Origin of the sequence: Pseudomonas umsongensis (assembly GCF_012647205.1) — a bacterium.
Taxonomy (GTDB): Bacteria; Pseudomonadota; Gammaproteobacteria; order Pseudomonadales; family Pseudomonadaceae; genus Aquipseudomonas; species Aquipseudomonas umsongensis.
The window spans coordinates 5127573-5143527 of the sequence record NZ_CP051487.1; the positions used below are offsets into that span (position 1 = coordinate 5127573).

Consider the following 15955-nt stretch of genomic DNA (forward strand, 5'->3'; position numbering starts at 1 on the left):
CAGAAACGCAGAAACGAAAAAGCCCTGAATAATCAGGGCTTTTTCGTATAAATGTGGCGGTGAAGGAGAGATTCGAACTCTCGATACAGTTTCCTGTATACACACTTTCCAGGCGTGCTCCTTAAGCCACTCGGACACTTCACCGTATCTCTTCAAACAAGTTCTGTCTGTCGAGGCGCGCTAATGTAGTCGAAAGCTTTTCTGATGGCAAACATTTTTTTCAGAATTTTCATGCGCTTAACTCGCATAGCTGTTTCTGGTTGCCCTGGGTAATGGCAAACCGGCCAATCTCCGGCTTGGCATCCCCTTCTATATAGCTGGCGATGCGCGGCTGGCGTGCCGGGGGACGCTGGCCGACGGCTTGGAGCGTGACTGGCGAGTCAGTCACGGCGCTTTACCTGGCGGGTGTCGGTGAGTAACGTCTGCCCTACTTTACTGAAAGGATTAGCGTCATGAGTGAGTTGATTTCCTACCACCTCGAAGACGGTATCGCGACCCTGACCTTGAGCAACGGCAAGGTCAATGCCATCTCTCCGGACGTGATTGCGGCGTTCAACGCTGCGCTGGATCAGGCGGTGACTGATCGCGCGGTGGTGATCATTACCGGTCAGCCAGGGATTCTGTCGGGCGGGTACGATCTGAAAGTGATGACGTCCGGCCCTAAAGAAGCCATGGCGCTGGTGACTGCCGGCTCGACGCTCGCCCGTCGCCTGTTGTCGCACCCTTTCCCGGTGATTGTGGCTTGCCCTGGGCATGCCGTGGCCAAGGGCGCGTTTCTGCTGCTGTCCGCCGACTATCGCATCGGTGTCGACGGTCCGTTCAGCATTGGCCTGAATGAAGTACAGATCGGCATGACCATGCACCACGCCGGTATCGAGCTGGCCCGTGATCGCCTGCGCAAATCGGCGTTCCACCGTTCGGTGATCAACGCTGAGATGTTCAATCCGCAGTCTGCGGTGGATGCCGGTTTCCTTGACGTGGTGGTGTCGGCCGAGGAGCTGCAAGGTGCAGCACTGACAGCGGCTCGTCAGTTGAAGAAGATCAACATGACCGCCCACAAGAACACCAAGCTAAAAGTACGCAAGGCACTGCTGGAAACCCTGGACAACGCAATCATGCTGGATCAGGAGCATATGGGTTAAGCCCCAACCTGCAGCAACGAAAAGCCCGACGGTCGTGTCGGGCTTTTCGTACGCGCCACGTTGAAAAGCCTGCAACCGCTCTAGAGCGCGTCTGACCCATCAGTCGGAAACATGCGCTCAAACATCGCCTATCTCCCGCCTCCATAGTGGCAATTGCCGAAAACAGTGCACATCCGTACACTGCGCCACCTTTTGTCCCGGTGGGGCCTGCAAATGCTGTTCGCTTTACGTATGTCTTTGATGGGCCTGCACTTTATTGTGGCGGGCGTGCTGGGCGTCGTGCTTGGCCTGTGTCGCCCGTTCAATCCGGACAACAGTCGCCTGTGCGCGCGCCTCTATGCGTGGCCAGCAATGTGCATTCTGCGACTGCGGGTAAAAGCCGACGTCGGGCCGTTGATGGACAAACCCGACAGTTGCGTGATCATTGCCAACCACCAGTCCAACTATGATTTGTTCGTGTTTGGCAATGTGGTGCCCCGCCGTACGGTATGCATCGGCAAAAAGAGCCTGAAATGGGTGCCCTTGTTCGGGCAGTTGTTCTGGCTGGCCGGCAATGTGCTGATCGACCGTGGCAATGCGCAGAAGGCGCGTCAGTCGATGTTGACCACCACCCATACCCTGCAAAACGAAGACACTTCGATCTGGGTTTTCCCGGAAGGCACGCGCAACCTGGGCGAAGAGCTGTTGCCGTTCAAAAAAGGCGCCTTCCAGATGGCCATCGCGGCCGGGGTGCCCATCGTACCGGTGTGTGTCAGCAGTTACGTCAAGCACATGCGATTGAACCGCTGGCGCAGTGGGAAAATTCTGATCCGTTCCTTGCCGGCCATTCCGACCGCGGGATTGAGCCTGGATGACATGCCGATGTTAATGGCCCAGTGCCGCGAGCAGATGCGCGAATGCATCGATTCGATGGATCGGCAGCTGCAAGCCGCTTGAAAATGCAGTACGACCGCAGACAAATCCATCGAATGGGCGGGCGCCTTCGCCGGCAAGCCTGGCTCCTACAAGATTTCACTGACTCTCGATAGCAGACAAGGCTAAGCTGAACGCTGCCTGCCACGGCCATTTGCCATAGAAAGCTGCCAAGAAGAAGTGAATCAACATCATGGGTAGAGTTGTTGCTGCTGCGGTTTACAGCGCTGGTAAAAAAGTCACCAACATCACCCTCGACGAAGGCGCAGCCTGGGCTGCAAAGCCGGGGCACTTTGTCTGGATCGGCCTTGAAGAGCCGAACGCCGAGGAACTGTACAACCTGCAACGCCAGTTCAACCTGCATGAACTGGCCATTGAAGACGCCCTGGAAAAACACAGCCGTCCGAAGCTGGAAACCTTTGGCGATGCGCTGTTCATCGTTACGTATTCGCCCATCATGGAAGAAGGCAAGCTCAAGTTCATTGAGACCCATATTTTTGCCGGCAACGGCTACATCATCACCGCGCGCAACGGCCATTCGGCGTCCTACGCCTATGTGCGTCAGCGTTGTGAGGCGCGTCCATTGTTGCTGGAGCATGGGGAAGATTTCGTACTCTATGCCATTCTCGATTTTGTCATTGAAAACTACCAGCCAATGGGCGAAGCCATTCATGCTCAAATCGATGAGCTGGAACGCAACGTCATGTGCGGCTCCCTGAACGAGCACGACATTCAAAAACTCCACAGCCTACGTCGCGATGTATTGCGCTTGCGTCGGTTCGCGGCGCCGATGGTGGAAATTGGCGAGGAACTGCAGAAGCTGAGCTTTCCCTTCATCGACAAGAACATGCGCCCGTATTTTCGCGACGTGCAGATTCATGTGACGCGGCAGATGGAGGACCTGACGACCCTGGCGGACATTGCCAGCCAGACCATTGAGGTCGGGGTGTTGCTGGAGGCCTCTCGCCAGAGCGTGGTGCAGCGCAAGTTTGCCGCGTGGGCGGCGATCCTGGCGTTCCCGACGGCGGTGGCGGGAATTTACGGGATGAACTTCCAGAACATGCCGGAGTTGACCTGGCATTACGGGTATTTCGGGGTTCTGGGGTTCATCACGGTGGGGTGTGTGGGGTTGTGGGTGAGCTTCAAGAGGTCGGGGTGGCTTTAGGAGCGAGCTCGCGCTCTTTTGTAGGAGCTGCCGAGTGCAACGAGGCTGCGATCTTTTGATTTTTATAATGCAAGATCAAAAGATCGCAGCCTTCGGCAGCTCCTACAAGAGATCGGTGTTAAACGGTTTCTGGCTTGTGCGCCACAAACCGCATCATCCACTCGGCGACCGTGGTGCCGTGGTGTTCACTTTCCAGGCTCGCGATTCCTTTGGAATACACCTGCTCCCCCAGCGCCTGCTGGCGAATTTCCAGCAAGGCCCGGGAATAGTCGTGGATGAATTCCGGATGCCCCTGGAAGCACAGCACCTGGTCGTTGATGTGGTAGGCGGCAAACGGGCAGAAATCGCTGGAGGCGATCACCGTAGCGTTTTCCGGTAGCGAGGTGACCTGATCCTGGTGGCTGATCAACAGGGTCAGCTCTTCCCTCACCGGGTTCATCCAAGGCGCCTTGGCAGCGAGTTTGTATTTATGCGTGCCAACGCCCCAGCCTTGCGTTGCACGTTCGCTTTTGCCGCCCAGCAACAGCGCCAGCAACTGATGGCCGAAGCACACGCCCAACAGTTTGTCGCCACGCTCATAGCGGGTCAGCAGGTACTCCTTGAGGGTCTGGATCCACGGATCGGTGCCAAAGGAGTCAGCTTTGCTGCCGGTGACCAGGTAGGCATCGAAGGTCTGGTCATCGCTGGGATATTCACCCTGTACCACGTTATAGATCGTGAATTCAGCGGCGATGGGTTGCTGCGAAAACAGGTGTTTGAACATCTGCCCGTAGCCCTGATATTGGTCGACCAATTCCGGACGCAGGTTGTCGGTTTCCAGAATGCAGATGCGTAACGACATAAAAAATACCTGACACGTGATGGGAATAATGCACACCCCAGAGCCTGCCTTGAAACACCGTGACAAGGCAAGCCCCGCAGTGTGTCACCGATCCCTAAAACGCCTCGCCCTTGGCGGCTTTTTCCAGCAGCAGGGCCGGCGGTGCAAAGCGCTCGCCGTATTGCCCGGCCAGGTACTGGGCGCGGGCGACGAAGTCCTTGACCCCGTACTGATTGATGAACTGCAGTGCACCGCCGGTCCAGGCAGCGAAACCGATGCCGAAGATCGAGCCGATATTGGCATCCGCCGTCGACGTCAGCACACCCTCCTCCACACAGCGCACGGTTTCGATGGCTTGTACAAACAGCAGGCGATCGCGCACATCCTTGGGCGAAATCTGCCTGTCAGCCTTTTCAAAGCGGGTTTTCAGTTCTGGCCATAATTGTTTTTGCCCGCCCGCCGGGTATTCATAGAACCCGCCCCCGGCGGCCTTGCCAGCACGCTTGTACTCGCTGAGCAGCAAGTCAATCACGGCGTACGCCGGGTGCTCGACCAGCGCCTTGCCCTCTGCCTGCAGGTCCTTGGCGGTTTGCTGGCGGATATGGCTCATGAGGCTGAGGGAAACTTCGTCGGAGATCGCCAGAGGTCCGACTGGCATGCCAGCCTTGCGCGCCTCGGTCTCGATCATCGCCGCGCAGACGCCTTCACCCAGCATGGCAATGCCTTCATTGGTGAACGTGCCGAACACCCGAGAGGTGAAGAAACCCCGACTGTCGTTGACGACGATAGGGGTTTTGCGGATTTGCAGGACGAAATCGAACCCGCGGGCCAGGGTTTCGTCGCTGGTGCGGGCGCCCTTGATGATTTCCACCAATGGCATTTTTTCCACGGGGCTGAAGAAATGCAGGCCAATGAACTTGCTTGGGTCCGCCACCGCGGTGGCGAGGCCACTGATCGGCAGGGTCGAGGTGTTGGAGGCGATCAGTGCATCGGCGCCCACCACTTTTTGCGCGGCCGAGGAGACTTTGGCCTTCAGCTCACGGTCCTCGAATACCGCTTCGATGATCAAGTCGCAACCCGCCAGATCGGCATCGTTGTCCGTGGTATGGATGCGCGCCAGCACGGCTTCACGGTGCTCAACGCTGATCTGCCGGCGCGCCAATTTCTTGTCCAGCAACGCCGCTGAATGCGCCTTGCCCCTATCGGCCGCTGCCAGGTTGACGTCCTTGAGCACCACGTCGACACCGGCCGACGCGCTGACAAAAGCGATACCCGCCCCCATCATCCCGGCGCCGAGCACGCCGACTTTTTTCGTCACATAAGGCGCGAAACCTTCAAGACGCGAACCACCGGCATTGATCTGGTTGAGCTGGAACCAGAAGGTGCCAATCAGGTTTTTCGCGACCTGGCCGGTGACCAGTTCTGTGAAGTAGCGGGTTTCAATCAGCTGCGCCGTGTCGAAATCCACCTGGGCACCCTCCACCGCCGCACACAGGATTTTCTCCGGCGCGGGCAACGTACCCTGGGTTTTACTGCGCAGGATAGACGGTGCAATCGCCAGCATCTGGGCGACTTTCGGGTTCGACGGCGTGCCACCTGGAATCTGAAAGCCCTTCACATCCCAGCGCTGGATCGCCGTCGGATTGGCCTTGATCCAAGTGCGTGCCTTGTTCAGCAGCGTCTCGCGATCGCTCGCCAGGTCATCGATCAGATCCGCCTGCAAGGCCTGCTGCGGGCGGATTTTCTTGCCTTCGAGCAGGTACGGCAGGGCTTTTTCAATGCCCAACATTCGCACCATGCGTACCACGCCGCCACCCCCCGGCAGCAAACCGAGGGTCACTTCCGGCAGGCCGAGTTGCAGGGAGGGATCGTCCAGCGCTATGCGGTGATGGCAAGCGAGGCAGATTTCCCAGCCTCCACCCAACGCCGCGCCATTGATTGCGGCGACCACGGGTTTACCAAGGGTTTCCAGGGTGCGCAGTTGGCCCTTGAGGCTCAGCACCCTGTTGTAAAAAGCCGTGGCCTGGGGCCTGTCGACCTTGATCAGCTCATTGAGATCGCCGCCGGCAAAGAAGGTTTTCTTGGCCGAGGTGATGATCACACCCGCGATGCTGTTTTTTTCGGCCTGCAGGCGGGCGACACAGTCGGCCATGGCTTCGCGGTAAAGCGCATTCATGGTGTTGGCGCTCTGGCCCGGCAGGTCGATGGTCAGGACAACGATCCGGTCCTGGCCTTTTTCGTAGCGAATGGCTTGGCTCATATACAGGTTCCTTGCAATCGGGGCTCAGAGGCGTTCGATGATGGTGGCAATGCCCATGCCGCCGCCGACACACAAGGTCGCCAGGCCATAGCGCAGGTTCCGGTTTTCCAGTTCATCGAGCAGCGTGCCGAGAATGGCGCAGCCTGTGGCGCCCAACGGGTGGCCCATGGCGATGGAGCCGCCGTTGACATTGACCTTGTCCGGGTCGACGGCCATGTCCCTGATGAACTTCAACACCACCGAGGCAAACGCCTCGTTGACCTCGAACAGATCAATGTCTTCGACCCGCAGCCCGGCCTTGGCCAACGCCTTGCGGGTGGCCGGCGCAGGACCGGTGAGCATCAGGGTCGGATCGGTGCTGGTGACGGCGGTGGCGACGATCCGCGCCCGTGGCTGCAAGCCCAGGACCCGGCCCATGGCTTCGGAGCCGATCAACATCAACGCCGCGCCGTCGACGATCCCGGAACTGTTGCCGGGGGTGTGTACATGATCGATCCGCTCCACCTGGCTGAAAACCCGCAGCGCAGTGGCGTCGAACCCCATTTGCCCGATCATTTCGAAACTCGGCTTGAGTTTGCCAAGGCCTTCCAGGGTCGATTCGGCGCGGATGAACTCGTCATGATCGAGCAGGATGATGCCGTTCTGGTCCTGCACCGGCACCAATGAGTTTTTGAACGCCCCGTCAGCCCTCGCCCTTGCGGCTTTTTGTTGCGAGTGCAAGGCGTAGGCATCGACGTCCTGCCGGCTGAAACCTTCAAGCGTGGCGATCAGGTCGGCGCTCACGCCCTGTGGAATGAAATGGCCGTGCAGGTTGGTTTGCGGGTCCAGCGCCCACGCCCCGCCGTCGCTGCCCATGGGGACGCGTGACATCGACTCGACGCCGCCGACCACCACCAGGTCTTCGAAACCGGAACGGACTTTCATCGCCCCCAGGTTCACTGCCTCCAGCCCCGAGGCGCAGAAACGGTTGATCTGCACGCCCGCCACGCTGACGTCCCATTCCGCCACCTGGACCGCGGTCTTGGCGATGTCAGAGCCCTGGTCGCCGATGGGCGTCACGCATCCGAGCACCACGTCGTCGACCTGGCTGGTATCAAGGTCGGTTCGCTGTTGCAGCGCCGTGAGCAAGCCGGCCACCAGGCTCACCGGCTTGACACTGTGCAAGGCGCCACTGGGCTTGCCTTTGCCACGGGGCGTACGTAACGCGTCGAAAATCAAAGCTTGGGTCATGGCGTCCTCGAACCTGATGGGGCTGCAATCTTCTGATCTTCCAGAGAGCCTCCACCTTATTCCGAGCTGCCGGCCATTCAATGACCGCAACGTTCATCGACGTTGACCCACACGCTCAGACGGACGGTCATCCCGCCACCGGTGAAGGGGTTCAGCACACGCAGGTGTCTAGCAAAAGGCCGCTCAAGAAGCTGGCAATTGGCCTCATGCCTTTTTAATAGCATTCCGTTAGAACACCATACTAAATGGATCTAAACCAAGTGTGACGCGGGCTCTAAGGTGAAGGTGTACGAAGTTGTCGTCGGGTTTTGCCGAGGCGCTCGTGCTACAGGAAGTGCAACGTTTGCCGTCATGGAGATGGGCAGGCAGGCATCAGGAAATAACAAAAAAAAGGCGGTCAGCCATGTTCAAACAATCGAAAGTTCGTCAAGCCGGGCTCATTCTTTTCGCCACCACTCTATTGTTGATTTTGCCAAATCTGACCAAGGTGATCGGTTAGTCGATCTTGAAAAGACGGCGGCAGGTCTTTAATCGCCATGTAAAAATGTGACTGGCCCGCTTCCCGTGCCAGTATGGCTGTGCCAACCTCTGCGGCACTTGCACGACATGGATGGCGATCATTTGAAAACGCTTATTGTGTTCGGGGCCCTGCTACTCAGCACGCCTCTTCATGCCGCACAGCTGAACCTTGAGCTGGGCGCGAACAGTCGCACGTGGCAATCCGAGGAGTTGCTCAAGCATCCTCAGATCCAGACCATCAGTATCAGCAATGATGTGTCCTACAAGCGTGACATGACTTATCGCGCCGTGCCGCTCGCTGCGCTATTGACCGACATCAAGCCTGACGATCACCTGCAAGCCGTGGCGCTGGACGGCTTCGCGGCCGAGTTGTCCGCGGCGCCGCTGCTCAATACCCAAGGCGCGCGTGCCTGGCTGGCGATCGAAGATCCGGCCCAGCCGTGGCCGCCACTGGCTGAAGGCAAACACAGCGCCGGGCCGTTTTACCTGGTCTGGACCGATCCGCGGGCAGGCAACATCAGCCCCGAACAATGGCCGTTCGAAGTCGCCAGCATCAAGCGCATGGCACCGGTGGCCGCGCGTTTCCCTGCCCTGCTGCCTGATCCTGCGTTGAAGGCCGACGATCCGGTGAACAAGGGCTTTGCGCTGTTTCAGAAAAACTGCCTGGCGTGCCATCGACTCAACGGTGCCGGTGATTCGCAGTTCGGCCCGGACCTGAATATCCCGTACAACCCGACCGAGTACTTCGGCGCGGATTTCCTCCAGCGCTATATCCGCGACCCGCAGAGTTTGCGCCAGTGGCCGCAGGCGAAAATGCCGGGGTTCTCGGCCGAGGTGTTGCCGGATGGGGATCTGCAGATGTTGGTGGGGTATTTGCAGCACATGGCCGGGCGTAAGGTTAAACCCTGAGCTTGTGGTGTCTGGGCCGGCCTCTTCGCGAGCAAGCCCGCTCCCACATTCGATCTTCTGCGAACACAGAATTTGTGACCAACAAAGATCAAATGTGGGAGCGGGCTTGCTCGCGAAGCGGTATCCCCGATTTTACTGTTGCTGCACGGAAATCACCGGCACAGGCGTCGGCGATACGAACACTTTTGCATGCATCTGCTCACACCCACCACCGCGGCGCATGCCACGTACCGGGCAGGCGTCCAAGTAATCGAGCCCTACCGCGAGCTTCAAATGGCGTTCAGGACGGGCCAGTTCATTGGTCACATCGAAGCTGTACCAGGCGTCATCGAGCCAGGCTTCGGCCCAGGCATGGCTGGCCAAGTGTTCGCTGTTTTCGCTGTACAGGTAACCCGACACATAACGCGCCGGCACGCCCAGGCTGCGGGCGCAGGCGAGGAACGCGTGGGTATGGTCCTGGCACACGCCCGAACGCCCGGCGAAAGCCTGCGCGGCGCTGGTGTCCACTTCGGTGGCGCCCGGCGTGTAGGTCATGTGCTGGTTCAAGCCATGCATCAAGTCGATCAGCGCCGTTCGGTCGCGGCGCTGCTTGCACGCCTTGTCGGCGAACGCGCGTAGCGCCTGGTCGGCCTCGGTCAGCCGGGTGAAACGCAAGAACGGCAATGCCGACTGGCTCTCGTGCTCGGCTTCGCGCAACTCGTCGATGTCGACCTGGCCACGGGCACCGATGATGATGGCCGCGTGGGGTTCGTCCATGGTCAGTACGTGCAGGATGTTGCCGAACGGATCCAGTTGCGCGCGCACCGGCCGCGGCAGATCGAGCTGCCAACTGAGCACGTGTTGGCGCTCGCTGTCGTGAGGCGTCAGCCGCAGGTACTGGATGCTCGCCCGCACCTGATCCTCGTAGTGATAGGTGGTCTCGTGGCTTATGGAAAGTCTCATGCAGCCTCCAGGTAGGAACTGTGAATGGCATTACCCAACTGGCGCACCAGCGGGATGAACTCGGTCAGCCAGGCATGCAGGCCTTCGTCGAGGATTTCGTTGATGCCGGTATAGCGCAATCGTGCGTCCATCTCCGCAGCCAAGCGCTGTGCCGGGCGGCCATTGGCCCCTGGCAGTTGCGCCAGGATCAGATCGATTTCTTCGGTGCAGGCCCGCAAAGAGCGTGGAACATCGGCCCGCAGCAGCAGCAACTCGGCCACATGCCGGGCGCCGGGGGCGTCACGGTAGATCTCGGTGTACGCCTCGAAAGACGACAGGGCCCGCAACAACGCACTCCATTGGTAATAGGCGTGGGCCGTGCCGTCGCTGACCGCTTCGGCCTGATCACCGGCCATTTCGTAGCGCGCATCGAGCAGGCGCAGTGTGTTGTCGGCCCTTTCGATGAATGTCCCCAGGCGAATGAAACGGAACGCGTCGTTGCGCATGATGGTGCCGTAGGACGCACCACGGAACAGATGGGAACGTTCCTTGATCCACTCGCAGAAACGGCTCATGCCGTAGCGGCCCAGGCCCTGTTCGGCGATGCCGCGAATCTCCAGCCAAGTGGCGTTGATGTTTTCCCACATGTCGGCGGTGATGCGGCCACGTACCGCGTGGGCACTGGCCCGTGCGGCCCCGAGGCAACTGTAGATGCTGGCCGGGTTGGCCGCGTCCAGGGCAAAGAAATGCAACAACCTTTCGGCATGCAGCTCGCCGTGGCGTTCGAGATAATCATCCAGCGTGCCGGTAATCAGCAACGGCATGGCCAACTCGTGCAGGCCGTTCCCACGGCCATCCTGGGGCATCAGCGACAGCGAATAACTGATGTCGAGCATCCGCGCGAGGTTTTCCGCCCGCTCCAGGTAACGCGACATCCAATACAAATCCGAGGCAGTTCTACTTAACATGTCAGGCTTCCTTCAATCCTCAACCACCCAGGTGTCCTTGGTTCCGCCGCCCTGGGAGGAATTCACCACCAGGGAGCCTTCGCGCAGGGCGACACGGGTCAAGCCGCCGGGCACGACCCGGGTTTCGCGGCCAGACAGTACAAACGGACGCAGGTCGATATGGCGTGGCGCGATGCCGCTTTCGACAAAGGTCGGACAGGTCGACAGCGACAGTGTCGGCTGTGCGATGTAGGCATGGGGCTTGGCGATGATGCGCGCGCGGAAGGCTTCGATTTCCGCTGCGCTCGCCGCGGGCCCCACCAGCATTCCGTAGCCGCCGGAGCCCTGGGTTTCCTTGACCACGAGCTCCGGAAGGTTGGCCAGGACGTGGGACAGCTCAGAAGGATTGCGACACTGCCACGTGGGTACGTTTTTCAGGATCGGTTCTTCGTCCAGGTAGAAACGGATCATGTCGGTGACGAATGGATACACCGATTTGTCGTCTGCCACCCCGGTTCCGATGGCGTTCGCCAACACGACATTGCCCGAACGATAGGACGACAGCAGGCCGGGCACGCCCAGCATCGAGTCGGGATTGAACGCCAGCGGGTCAAGGAACGCATCGTCGAGACGGCGGTAAATCACATCGACGGCTTTCGGCCCGTCGGTGGTGCGCATGAACACCTTGTCGTCACGCACGAACAGGTCCGCACCCTCCACCAGCTCCACGCCCATTTCTCGCGCCAGGAATGCATGCTCGAAGAAGGCGCTGTTGAAGCGCCCCGGCGTCAGCACCACGACACTCGGATTTTCGATCGGGCTTGAGCTTTTCAGGGTGTCGAGCAACAGGTTCGGGTAATGGTCGATGGGGGCAATGCGCTGGGCCGCAAACAACTCGGGGAACAGGCGCATCATCATCTTGCGGTCTTCGAGCATGTAGCTGACGCCGCTCGGTGTACGAAGATTGTCTTCGAGCACGTAGTACGTGCCGTCGCCGTCGCGCACCAGGTCGACGCCGGAAATGTGCGAATAGATATCCCGATGCAGGTCCAGGCCTTGCATCGCCAACTGGTACTGCTCGTTGGCCAGCACCTGCTCGGCCGGAATGATCCCGGCCTTGATGATGCGCTGCTCGTGGTAAAGGTCGGCGAGAAACATGTTCAACGCCTTGACCCGCTGGATACAGCCGCGCTCGACCACGCGCCATTCACTGGCGGGGATACTGCGCGGGATGGTGTCGAAGGGAATCAGGCGCTCTGTGCCCTGCTCATCACCGTAGAGCGTGAAGGTAATCCCGGCGCGATGAAACAGCAGATCGGCCTCGCGTCGCCGTTGTGCCAGAAGCTCGTCAGGCGTCTCGGCCAGCCAACGGGCAAACTCCCGATAATGCGGGCGGACCTGGCCGCCAGCGTCGTACATCTCATCAAAATAGGTGCGGATCATGCCGTACTCCTTGTCACCCGGACATACAGGCCTTCGCAAGGCCCGTGCCATCGGCAGAAACGCTTTGATTTCAATCGGTTGGATAATCACCACGCGAGCGCCGCACCAATCCTGTGCGGCAAATGCCCCCACCTGACGGCCCCCGCTTCATTGCAAGGCGTTGTCGTCGCCCATCACCAGCATAGACCGTAGGCGCCGGCTTGCCGGCGAACGGGTCGGCCTTGTTCGATTGCCATCGACAAAAACGAAAACGGCCAACCCGAAGGTTAGCCGTCATTGCTGGTTGTAACTGTTCATAGGTTTATGCGAGTCGCCCTCGTACCTCCTGTTTCACACCCCAGCCTTCGATGATGCCGCCCAGAGGCTCGACCACTGCCTCGAAACCCTGTTCGAAATCGCCAATGTCGTCGTAGGTCGCATACATGACCTTGCACAACTCCAAAGCCCAGGCGCCATCGTCGCGCACACTGATTTGCGCATCCAGGGATTCACCACGGTGAAAATGACCTGCCGCCCTGCGTGCCCGCTCCTCGTCCGGGAAAATGGCGTAGAACTCGATGGGATGGAACCGGGAAAAATCAAAACCGCCTTCTTTCATGCGGCGCAACACACTGCTGCTGATGTCTTCTTGATAGGCTGTGCTCATGAAACGTCCTCCTCAAACTGATGGATAGACTTTCCGTACTCCCTTGTGCGAACCCAAGGGTGCGCGCGACGGGAAACAAGCATGGAGCTGACAAGACCAGACCTTAGCGATCCATTCGCTGATCTCGCTTGCAGAGTAGCCCCAAGATAGAGCCGCTGCCAAGGCCTGGTTCTGCTGTAGTCGATAACGAGAAGAGGTTCAGACGGGGGTGATGCTGCGAATTTCAATACTGTTCTGGGCCTTCAGGCTTTTGACGCCTGCATCCGGGGTGCGGCCCTCATAGTCGTTCAGATCCAGTTCGGCGGCCACGGGAAGCAATCGCGCCTTGATGAGTTTGGCGGCCTCTTCGTGACTCGGGCACTCCTCGCACTCGAATTCTTCATCGATTACTTCACCATGATCATCCACGAAAGTGACTTTCCACCTTTGCATCGGTGCCTCCTCGATAAAACCCATGGATGGGCTTACACCTATCTCGACCTCGGGCGCCGGGCAATGTTCCGGCGAGTGTTTCGCTTCAGATGCGCACATTTCCTCGTGGGCCCGCAATGGCCCAGATGATCAGGCCCAGAACCGGCAGCAACAGGATCAACAGCACCCAGAAGATTTTCATTCCGGTCTCGGCGCCACTTTTCAGCACGTTGATGATTGCCCAGATATCCAGGGCAAGAATGATCAAGCCAACCAGGCTATTGAACGTGGAACCCATGATGACGCTCCTGAAGAGTGATATGCCCTCTTAGGATAGCCCGCCGTGAACAGGGTTCCCTTTTTTTGACAGCTTTAGCGGTTCAGACGTGGATCGCCACTTTCAAGGCTTCCAGCGATGGCGCAGCGGCGATGCCGACTTGCGCGCACAGTTCGAGCACCCGAGGCACGGCATTGCCATAGACCAGCACCACTTGCAGTTCATCGTCCAGCAGTTGGCTGAAGTTCATCAGCGTGTAGCCACCGTTTTCCTTGTTCAGGCTGCTCATCTGCACCTGGATGCGATTCAGTGCGGTCAGGGCTTCGGTCCTGGCCAACTGCTTGGGCTTGAGATTGAACTCAACCCCCGGGCCGAACGAGGCGACGATCTGGGCAAACAGGTCCACATAGGTGTCGGCCTGAAACAGCACGGTATCGGGCAAGCTGCCAACCACGACCCACTCACCCAGCGGGATCGGGAAGCTGTCGTCGTAGTTGATGTCCGGGTTGGCGCTCAGGAAAGCCGCTGGATCAGCGTAAGCCTGGGCCGCTTCATCAGCGACTTTCTCGATTTCGTCATCGGCCATGCACCCGGAGCTGATGTTGCTGATGAGTTCGATGAGGGCGGCTTTCATGGGGGCGGATCCTGTAGCTGGTAAATTTTCAGGGCGCGCAGGATAGCGCATTACGCCCTGCGATGGCGTCTTGCAAGCAAGCCTCGCAATCTTGACCTGCATCAAGCGTTCAGCCCAACAATAGCGGCACAATAATGGCACCTTGCCAAAACTGTTTCCGCTATCAGAGAAGACCTCCATGGGTGCCTGGCTTAGCAACATCTCGCTGAAGTACAAATTCTGGGCGGTGAACGCCGTCGCTTTCGTCACCACGCTACTGCTGGTGTTTTATGCCGTGCAACTCGAACAACAAGCCCGCAGCCATGCCGCCCAGGAATCGGCCCTGGCCCAGGCGCGATTGCTCGAAGCCTGGCCTGCCGGGCAGCCGCTGCCCAGGGCCGGGAACCTGCTGACCTTCGATCACGGCCAGGCACCGCGGCTGGACGGACAGCCGCTGCAGGCACTGGCCGATGCCACCGGCTGGGTCGAGTTCGACGCGCTGCCATATTTCGGTGACAACCCGCCGATCGGCGCCGAAGTCTTCACCCGCACGGACGGCCAGCGGGTCGCCTTGATTGCCCATGGCCCAAGCCTGGGCCAGGTGTTCAGCGAACGTGTTGTCAATTATGCGCTGGCGGTGTTTATCCTGATGCTGGCAATGCTCGGTGCCTCACAGTTGTTGATTCGCTTTTTGCTCAGTCAACTCAATACCCTGAAAGACGTGATGCTCCACGTTGAAAAAACTGGCGACTTGTCGGCCCGTGTCCCGCTGACTTGCAGCGACGAAGTCGGGCAGATGGCCAACGCTTTCAACGCCATGCAGGCCGGTTACCAAGGCGTGGTCAGCACCGTCGCCAGCACCGTCCGACAACTGGACGAAGGTGCCGCACGCCTGGCATCGAACATGAATGAAGTGCGTCATGGCATGCTTGGCCAGCAGAGCGAAACCGATCAGGCGGCAACGGCCATCAATGAAATGACCGCCACCGTCTATCACATCGCCCAGCACGCCGGTGCCACCCGAGACCTTTCGCAATCTGCCGACACCTTGGCCGGCAGCGGGCAGGAAGTGGTCATGCGGGTACAGCGATCGATTGCCGGACTGTCTACCGGGGTGCAGCAGACCGCCGAGATGATCCAGCGCCTCGCCGAGGACAGCCAGAAGATCAACGGTGTGGTCAACGTGATTCACAGCATTGCCGAGCAGACCAATCTGCTGGCGCTGAACGCGGCAATCGAAGCGGCCCGGGCCGGCGAAATGGGCCGGGGGTTTGCGGTGGTCGCCGATGAAGTGCGCAACCTGGCCAAGCGCGTCCAAACCTCCACCGATGAAATCACCGTGATGGTGTCCGCCTTGCAATCAGGTACTCGCGATGCGGTGGACTTCATGCAGGAGAGTTCATACAAGGCCGATGAATGCGTACAGCAAGCCCAGGAGGCTGGGGCCGCGTTGGCGCAGATTACCGGGGCAGTGGCGCAGATGCGCGAAAGCAACACCCAGATTGCCGTGGCGGCCGAGCAACAAAGCCAGGTGGCCGAAGAGATGAACCGGGCGGTGGTGAGCATCCGCGATGTGACCGAAAATACGGTGCGCCAGACCGTCAGCTCGGCTACCACCAGTGATGAACTGGCGGTGTTGGCCGGCGAGTTGAGCACGGCGATCGGGCAGCTCAAGCTATAACATCGAGGGTGGACATGACCCCTATCGCTTCGATAGCCAAGCTTGATTCGCCGCCCGCA

At 59.3% G+C, this 15955-nt stretch carries 17 protein-coding genes and 1 tRNA gene; 6 read left to right on the forward strand and 12 right to left on the reverse strand.

Annotation, left to right across the window (positions count from 1 at the left end; translation table 11 throughout):
- Positions 1 to 54: 54 nt before the first annotated feature.
- Positions 55 to 144, reverse strand: a tRNA-Ser gene (locus HGP31_RS22995).
- 85 nt (positions 145 to 229) lie between these two features.
- Positions 230 to 388, reverse strand: a complete 159-nt coding sequence (locus HGP31_RS23000; protein WP_168758738.1) for a hypothetical protein — start codon at positions 386 to 388, stop codon at positions 230 to 232.
- 64 nt (positions 389 to 452) lie between these two features.
- On the opposite strand from HGP31_RS23000, the gene HGP31_RS23005 reads away from it, so the two are divergent.
- From HGP31_RS23005 to HGP31_RS23015, 3 genes are all read left to right on the forward strand, one after another.
- On the forward strand, positions 453 to 1142 hold the full coding sequence (locus HGP31_RS23005; RefSeq protein WP_033045540.1) for a crotonase/enoyl-CoA hydratase family protein: 690 nt from the start codon (positions 453 to 455) through the stop codon (positions 1140 to 1142).
- 213 nt (positions 1143 to 1355) lie between these two features.
- Positions 1356 to 2078, forward strand: a complete 723-nt coding sequence (locus HGP31_RS23010) for a lysophospholipid acyltransferase family protein (protein ID WP_020796108.1) — start codon at positions 1356 to 1358, stop codon at positions 2076 to 2078.
- Positions 2079 to 2247: 169 nt separating this feature from the next.
- Complete coding sequence (locus HGP31_RS23015; protein ID WP_083349594.1) at positions 2248 to 3219, forward strand: magnesium and cobalt transport protein CorA; 972 nt, start codon at positions 2248 to 2250, stop codon at positions 3217 to 3219.
- A 118-nt stretch (positions 3220 to 3337) separates the two neighbouring features.
- On the opposite strand, the gene HGP31_RS23020 is transcribed toward HGP31_RS23015, so the two are convergent.
- From HGP31_RS23020 to HGP31_RS23030, 3 genes are all read right to left on the reverse strand, one after another.
- Positions 3338 to 4060 carry an amidotransferase gene (locus HGP31_RS23020; protein WP_020796110.1) on the reverse strand — a complete coding sequence of 241 codons (723 nt, stop codon included), beginning with the start codon at positions 4058 to 4060 and terminating at the stop codon, positions 3338 to 3340.
- Between the two features lie 94 nt (positions 4061 to 4154).
- Positions 4155 to 6299, reverse strand: coding sequence for a 3-hydroxyacyl-CoA dehydrogenase NAD-binding domain-containing protein (locus tag HGP31_RS23025; RefSeq protein WP_168758739.1), 2145 nt, complete (start codon positions 6297 to 6299; stop codon positions 4155 to 4157).
- A 24-nt stretch (positions 6300 to 6323) separates the two neighbouring features.
- Positions 6324 to 7529, reverse strand: coding sequence for an acetyl-CoA C-acetyltransferase (locus HGP31_RS23030; RefSeq protein WP_168758740.1), 1206 nt, complete (start codon positions 7527 to 7529; stop codon positions 6324 to 6326).
- Positions 7530 to 7814: 285 nt separating this feature from the next.
- On the opposite strand from HGP31_RS23030, the gene HGP31_RS23035 reads away from it, so the two are divergent.
- Both HGP31_RS23035 and HGP31_RS23040 read left to right on the forward strand, forming a co-directional pair.
- Positions 7815 to 8060: a hypothetical protein gene (locus HGP31_RS23035; RefSeq protein WP_168756984.1), complete on the forward strand. Its 246-nt coding sequence runs from the start codon at positions 7815 to 7817 to the stop codon at positions 8058 to 8060.
- A gap of 75 nt (positions 8061 to 8135) precedes the next feature.
- Positions 8136 to 8957, forward strand: a complete 822-nt coding sequence (locus HGP31_RS23040; protein WP_168758741.1) for a c-type cytochrome — start codon at positions 8136 to 8138, stop codon at positions 8955 to 8957.
- Between the two features lie 132 nt (positions 8958 to 9089).
- Here the strand turns inward: HGP31_RS23040 and HGP31_RS23045 are convergent, their stop codons facing one another.
- The 7 genes from HGP31_RS23045 to HGP31_RS23075 form a co-directional block, all read right to left on the reverse strand.
- Complete coding sequence (locus tag HGP31_RS23045; protein WP_020796115.1) at positions 9090 to 9899, reverse strand: transglutaminase family protein; 810 nt, start codon at positions 9897 to 9899, stop codon at positions 9090 to 9092.
- Entirely contained in the window at positions 9896 to 10846 is a 951-nt protein-coding gene (locus tag HGP31_RS23050; protein ID WP_020796116.1) for an alpha-E domain-containing protein, read from the reverse strand. The genes HGP31_RS23045 and HGP31_RS23050 overlap by 4 nt, the downstream gene beginning before the upstream one ends.
- Before the next feature lie 12 nt (positions 10847 to 10858).
- On the reverse strand, positions 10859 to 12268 hold the full coding sequence (locus HGP31_RS23055) for a circularly permuted type 2 ATP-grasp protein (protein WP_020796117.1): 1410 nt from the start codon (positions 12266 to 12268) through the stop codon (positions 10859 to 10861).
- Between the two features lie 301 nt (positions 12269 to 12569).
- Positions 12570 to 12914: a ribonuclease E inhibitor RraB gene (locus tag HGP31_RS23060; RefSeq protein WP_020796118.1), complete on the reverse strand. Its 345-nt coding sequence runs from the start codon at positions 12912 to 12914 to the stop codon at positions 12570 to 12572.
- Between the two features lie 198 nt (positions 12915 to 13112).
- Positions 13113 to 13346: a hypothetical protein gene (locus HGP31_RS23065; protein WP_033043848.1), complete on the reverse strand. Its 234-nt coding sequence runs from the start codon at positions 13344 to 13346 to the stop codon at positions 13113 to 13115.
- An 85-nt stretch (positions 13347 to 13431) separates the two neighbouring features.
- On the reverse strand, positions 13432 to 13623 hold the full coding sequence (locus tag HGP31_RS23070; RefSeq protein WP_020796120.1) for a PLDc N-terminal domain-containing protein: 192 nt from the start codon (positions 13621 to 13623) through the stop codon (positions 13432 to 13434).
- A gap of 82 nt (positions 13624 to 13705) precedes the next feature.
- Entirely contained in the window at positions 13706 to 14236 is a 531-nt protein-coding gene (locus HGP31_RS23075; protein ID WP_020796121.1) for a hypothetical protein, read from the reverse strand.
- A gap of 178 nt (positions 14237 to 14414) precedes the next feature.
- On the opposite strand from HGP31_RS23075, the gene HGP31_RS23080 reads away from it, so the two are divergent.
- Positions 14415 to 15896 (forward strand): methyl-accepting chemotaxis protein, encoded by a 1482-nt coding sequence (locus HGP31_RS23080; protein ID WP_168758742.1) that lies wholly within the window; start codon positions 14415 to 14417, stop codon positions 15894 to 15896.
- Positions 15897 to 15955: the final 59 nt, after the last annotated feature.

Coding starts and splice junctions, on each gene's coding strand:
- HGP31_RS23080 (WP_168758742.1), top strand. CDS start 14,415: ATGGGTGCCTGGCTTAGCAACATCTCGCTGAAGTACAAATTCTGGGCG.
- HGP31_RS23010 (WP_020796108.1), top strand. CDS start 1,356: ATGCTGTTCGCTTTACGTATGTCTTTGATGGGCCTGCACTTTATTGTG.
- HGP31_RS23015 (WP_083349594.1), top strand. CDS start 2,248: ATGGGTAGAGTTGTTGCTGCTGCGGTTTACAGCGCTGGTAAAAAAGTC.
- HGP31_RS23050 (WP_020796116.1), bottom strand. CDS start 10,846: ATGTTAAGTAGAACTGCCTCGGATTTGTATTGGATGTCGCGTTACCTG.
- HGP31_RS23055 (WP_020796117.1), bottom strand. CDS start 12,268: ATGATCCGCACCTATTTTGATGAGATGTACGACGCTGGCGGCCAGGTC.
- HGP31_RS23025 (WP_168758739.1), bottom strand. CDS start 6,299: ATGAGCCAAGCCATTCGCTACGAAAAAGGCCAGGACCGGATCGTTGTC.
- HGP31_RS23075 (WP_020796121.1), bottom strand. CDS start 14,236: ATGAAAGCCGCCCTCATCGAACTCATCAGCAACATCAGCTCCGGGTGC.
- HGP31_RS23020 (WP_020796110.1), bottom strand. CDS start 4,060: ATGTCGTTACGCATCTGCATTCTGGAAACCGACAACCTGCGTCCGGAA.
- HGP31_RS23065 (WP_033043848.1), bottom strand. CDS start 13,346: ATGCAAAGGTGGAAAGTCACTTTCGTGGATGATCATGGTGAAGTAATC.
- HGP31_RS23070 (WP_020796120.1), bottom strand. CDS start 13,623: ATGGGTTCCACGTTCAATAGCCTGGTTGGCTTGATCATTCTTGCCCTG.
- HGP31_RS23030 (WP_168758740.1), bottom strand. CDS start 7,529: ATGACCCAAGCTTTGATTTTCGACGCGTTACGTACGCCCCGTGGCAAA.
- HGP31_RS23045 (WP_020796115.1), bottom strand. CDS start 9,899: ATGAGACTTTCCATAAGCCACGAGACCACCTATCACTACGAGGATCAG.
- HGP31_RS23005 (WP_033045540.1), top strand. CDS start 453: ATGAGTGAGTTGATTTCCTACCACCTCGAAGACGGTATCGCGACCCTG.
- HGP31_RS23060 (WP_020796118.1), bottom strand. CDS start 12,914: ATGAGCACAGCCTATCAAGAAGACATCAGCAGCAGTGTGTTGCGCCGC.
- HGP31_RS23040 (WP_168758741.1), top strand. CDS start 8,136: ATGGATGGCGATCATTTGAAAACGCTTATTGTGTTCGGGGCCCTGCTA.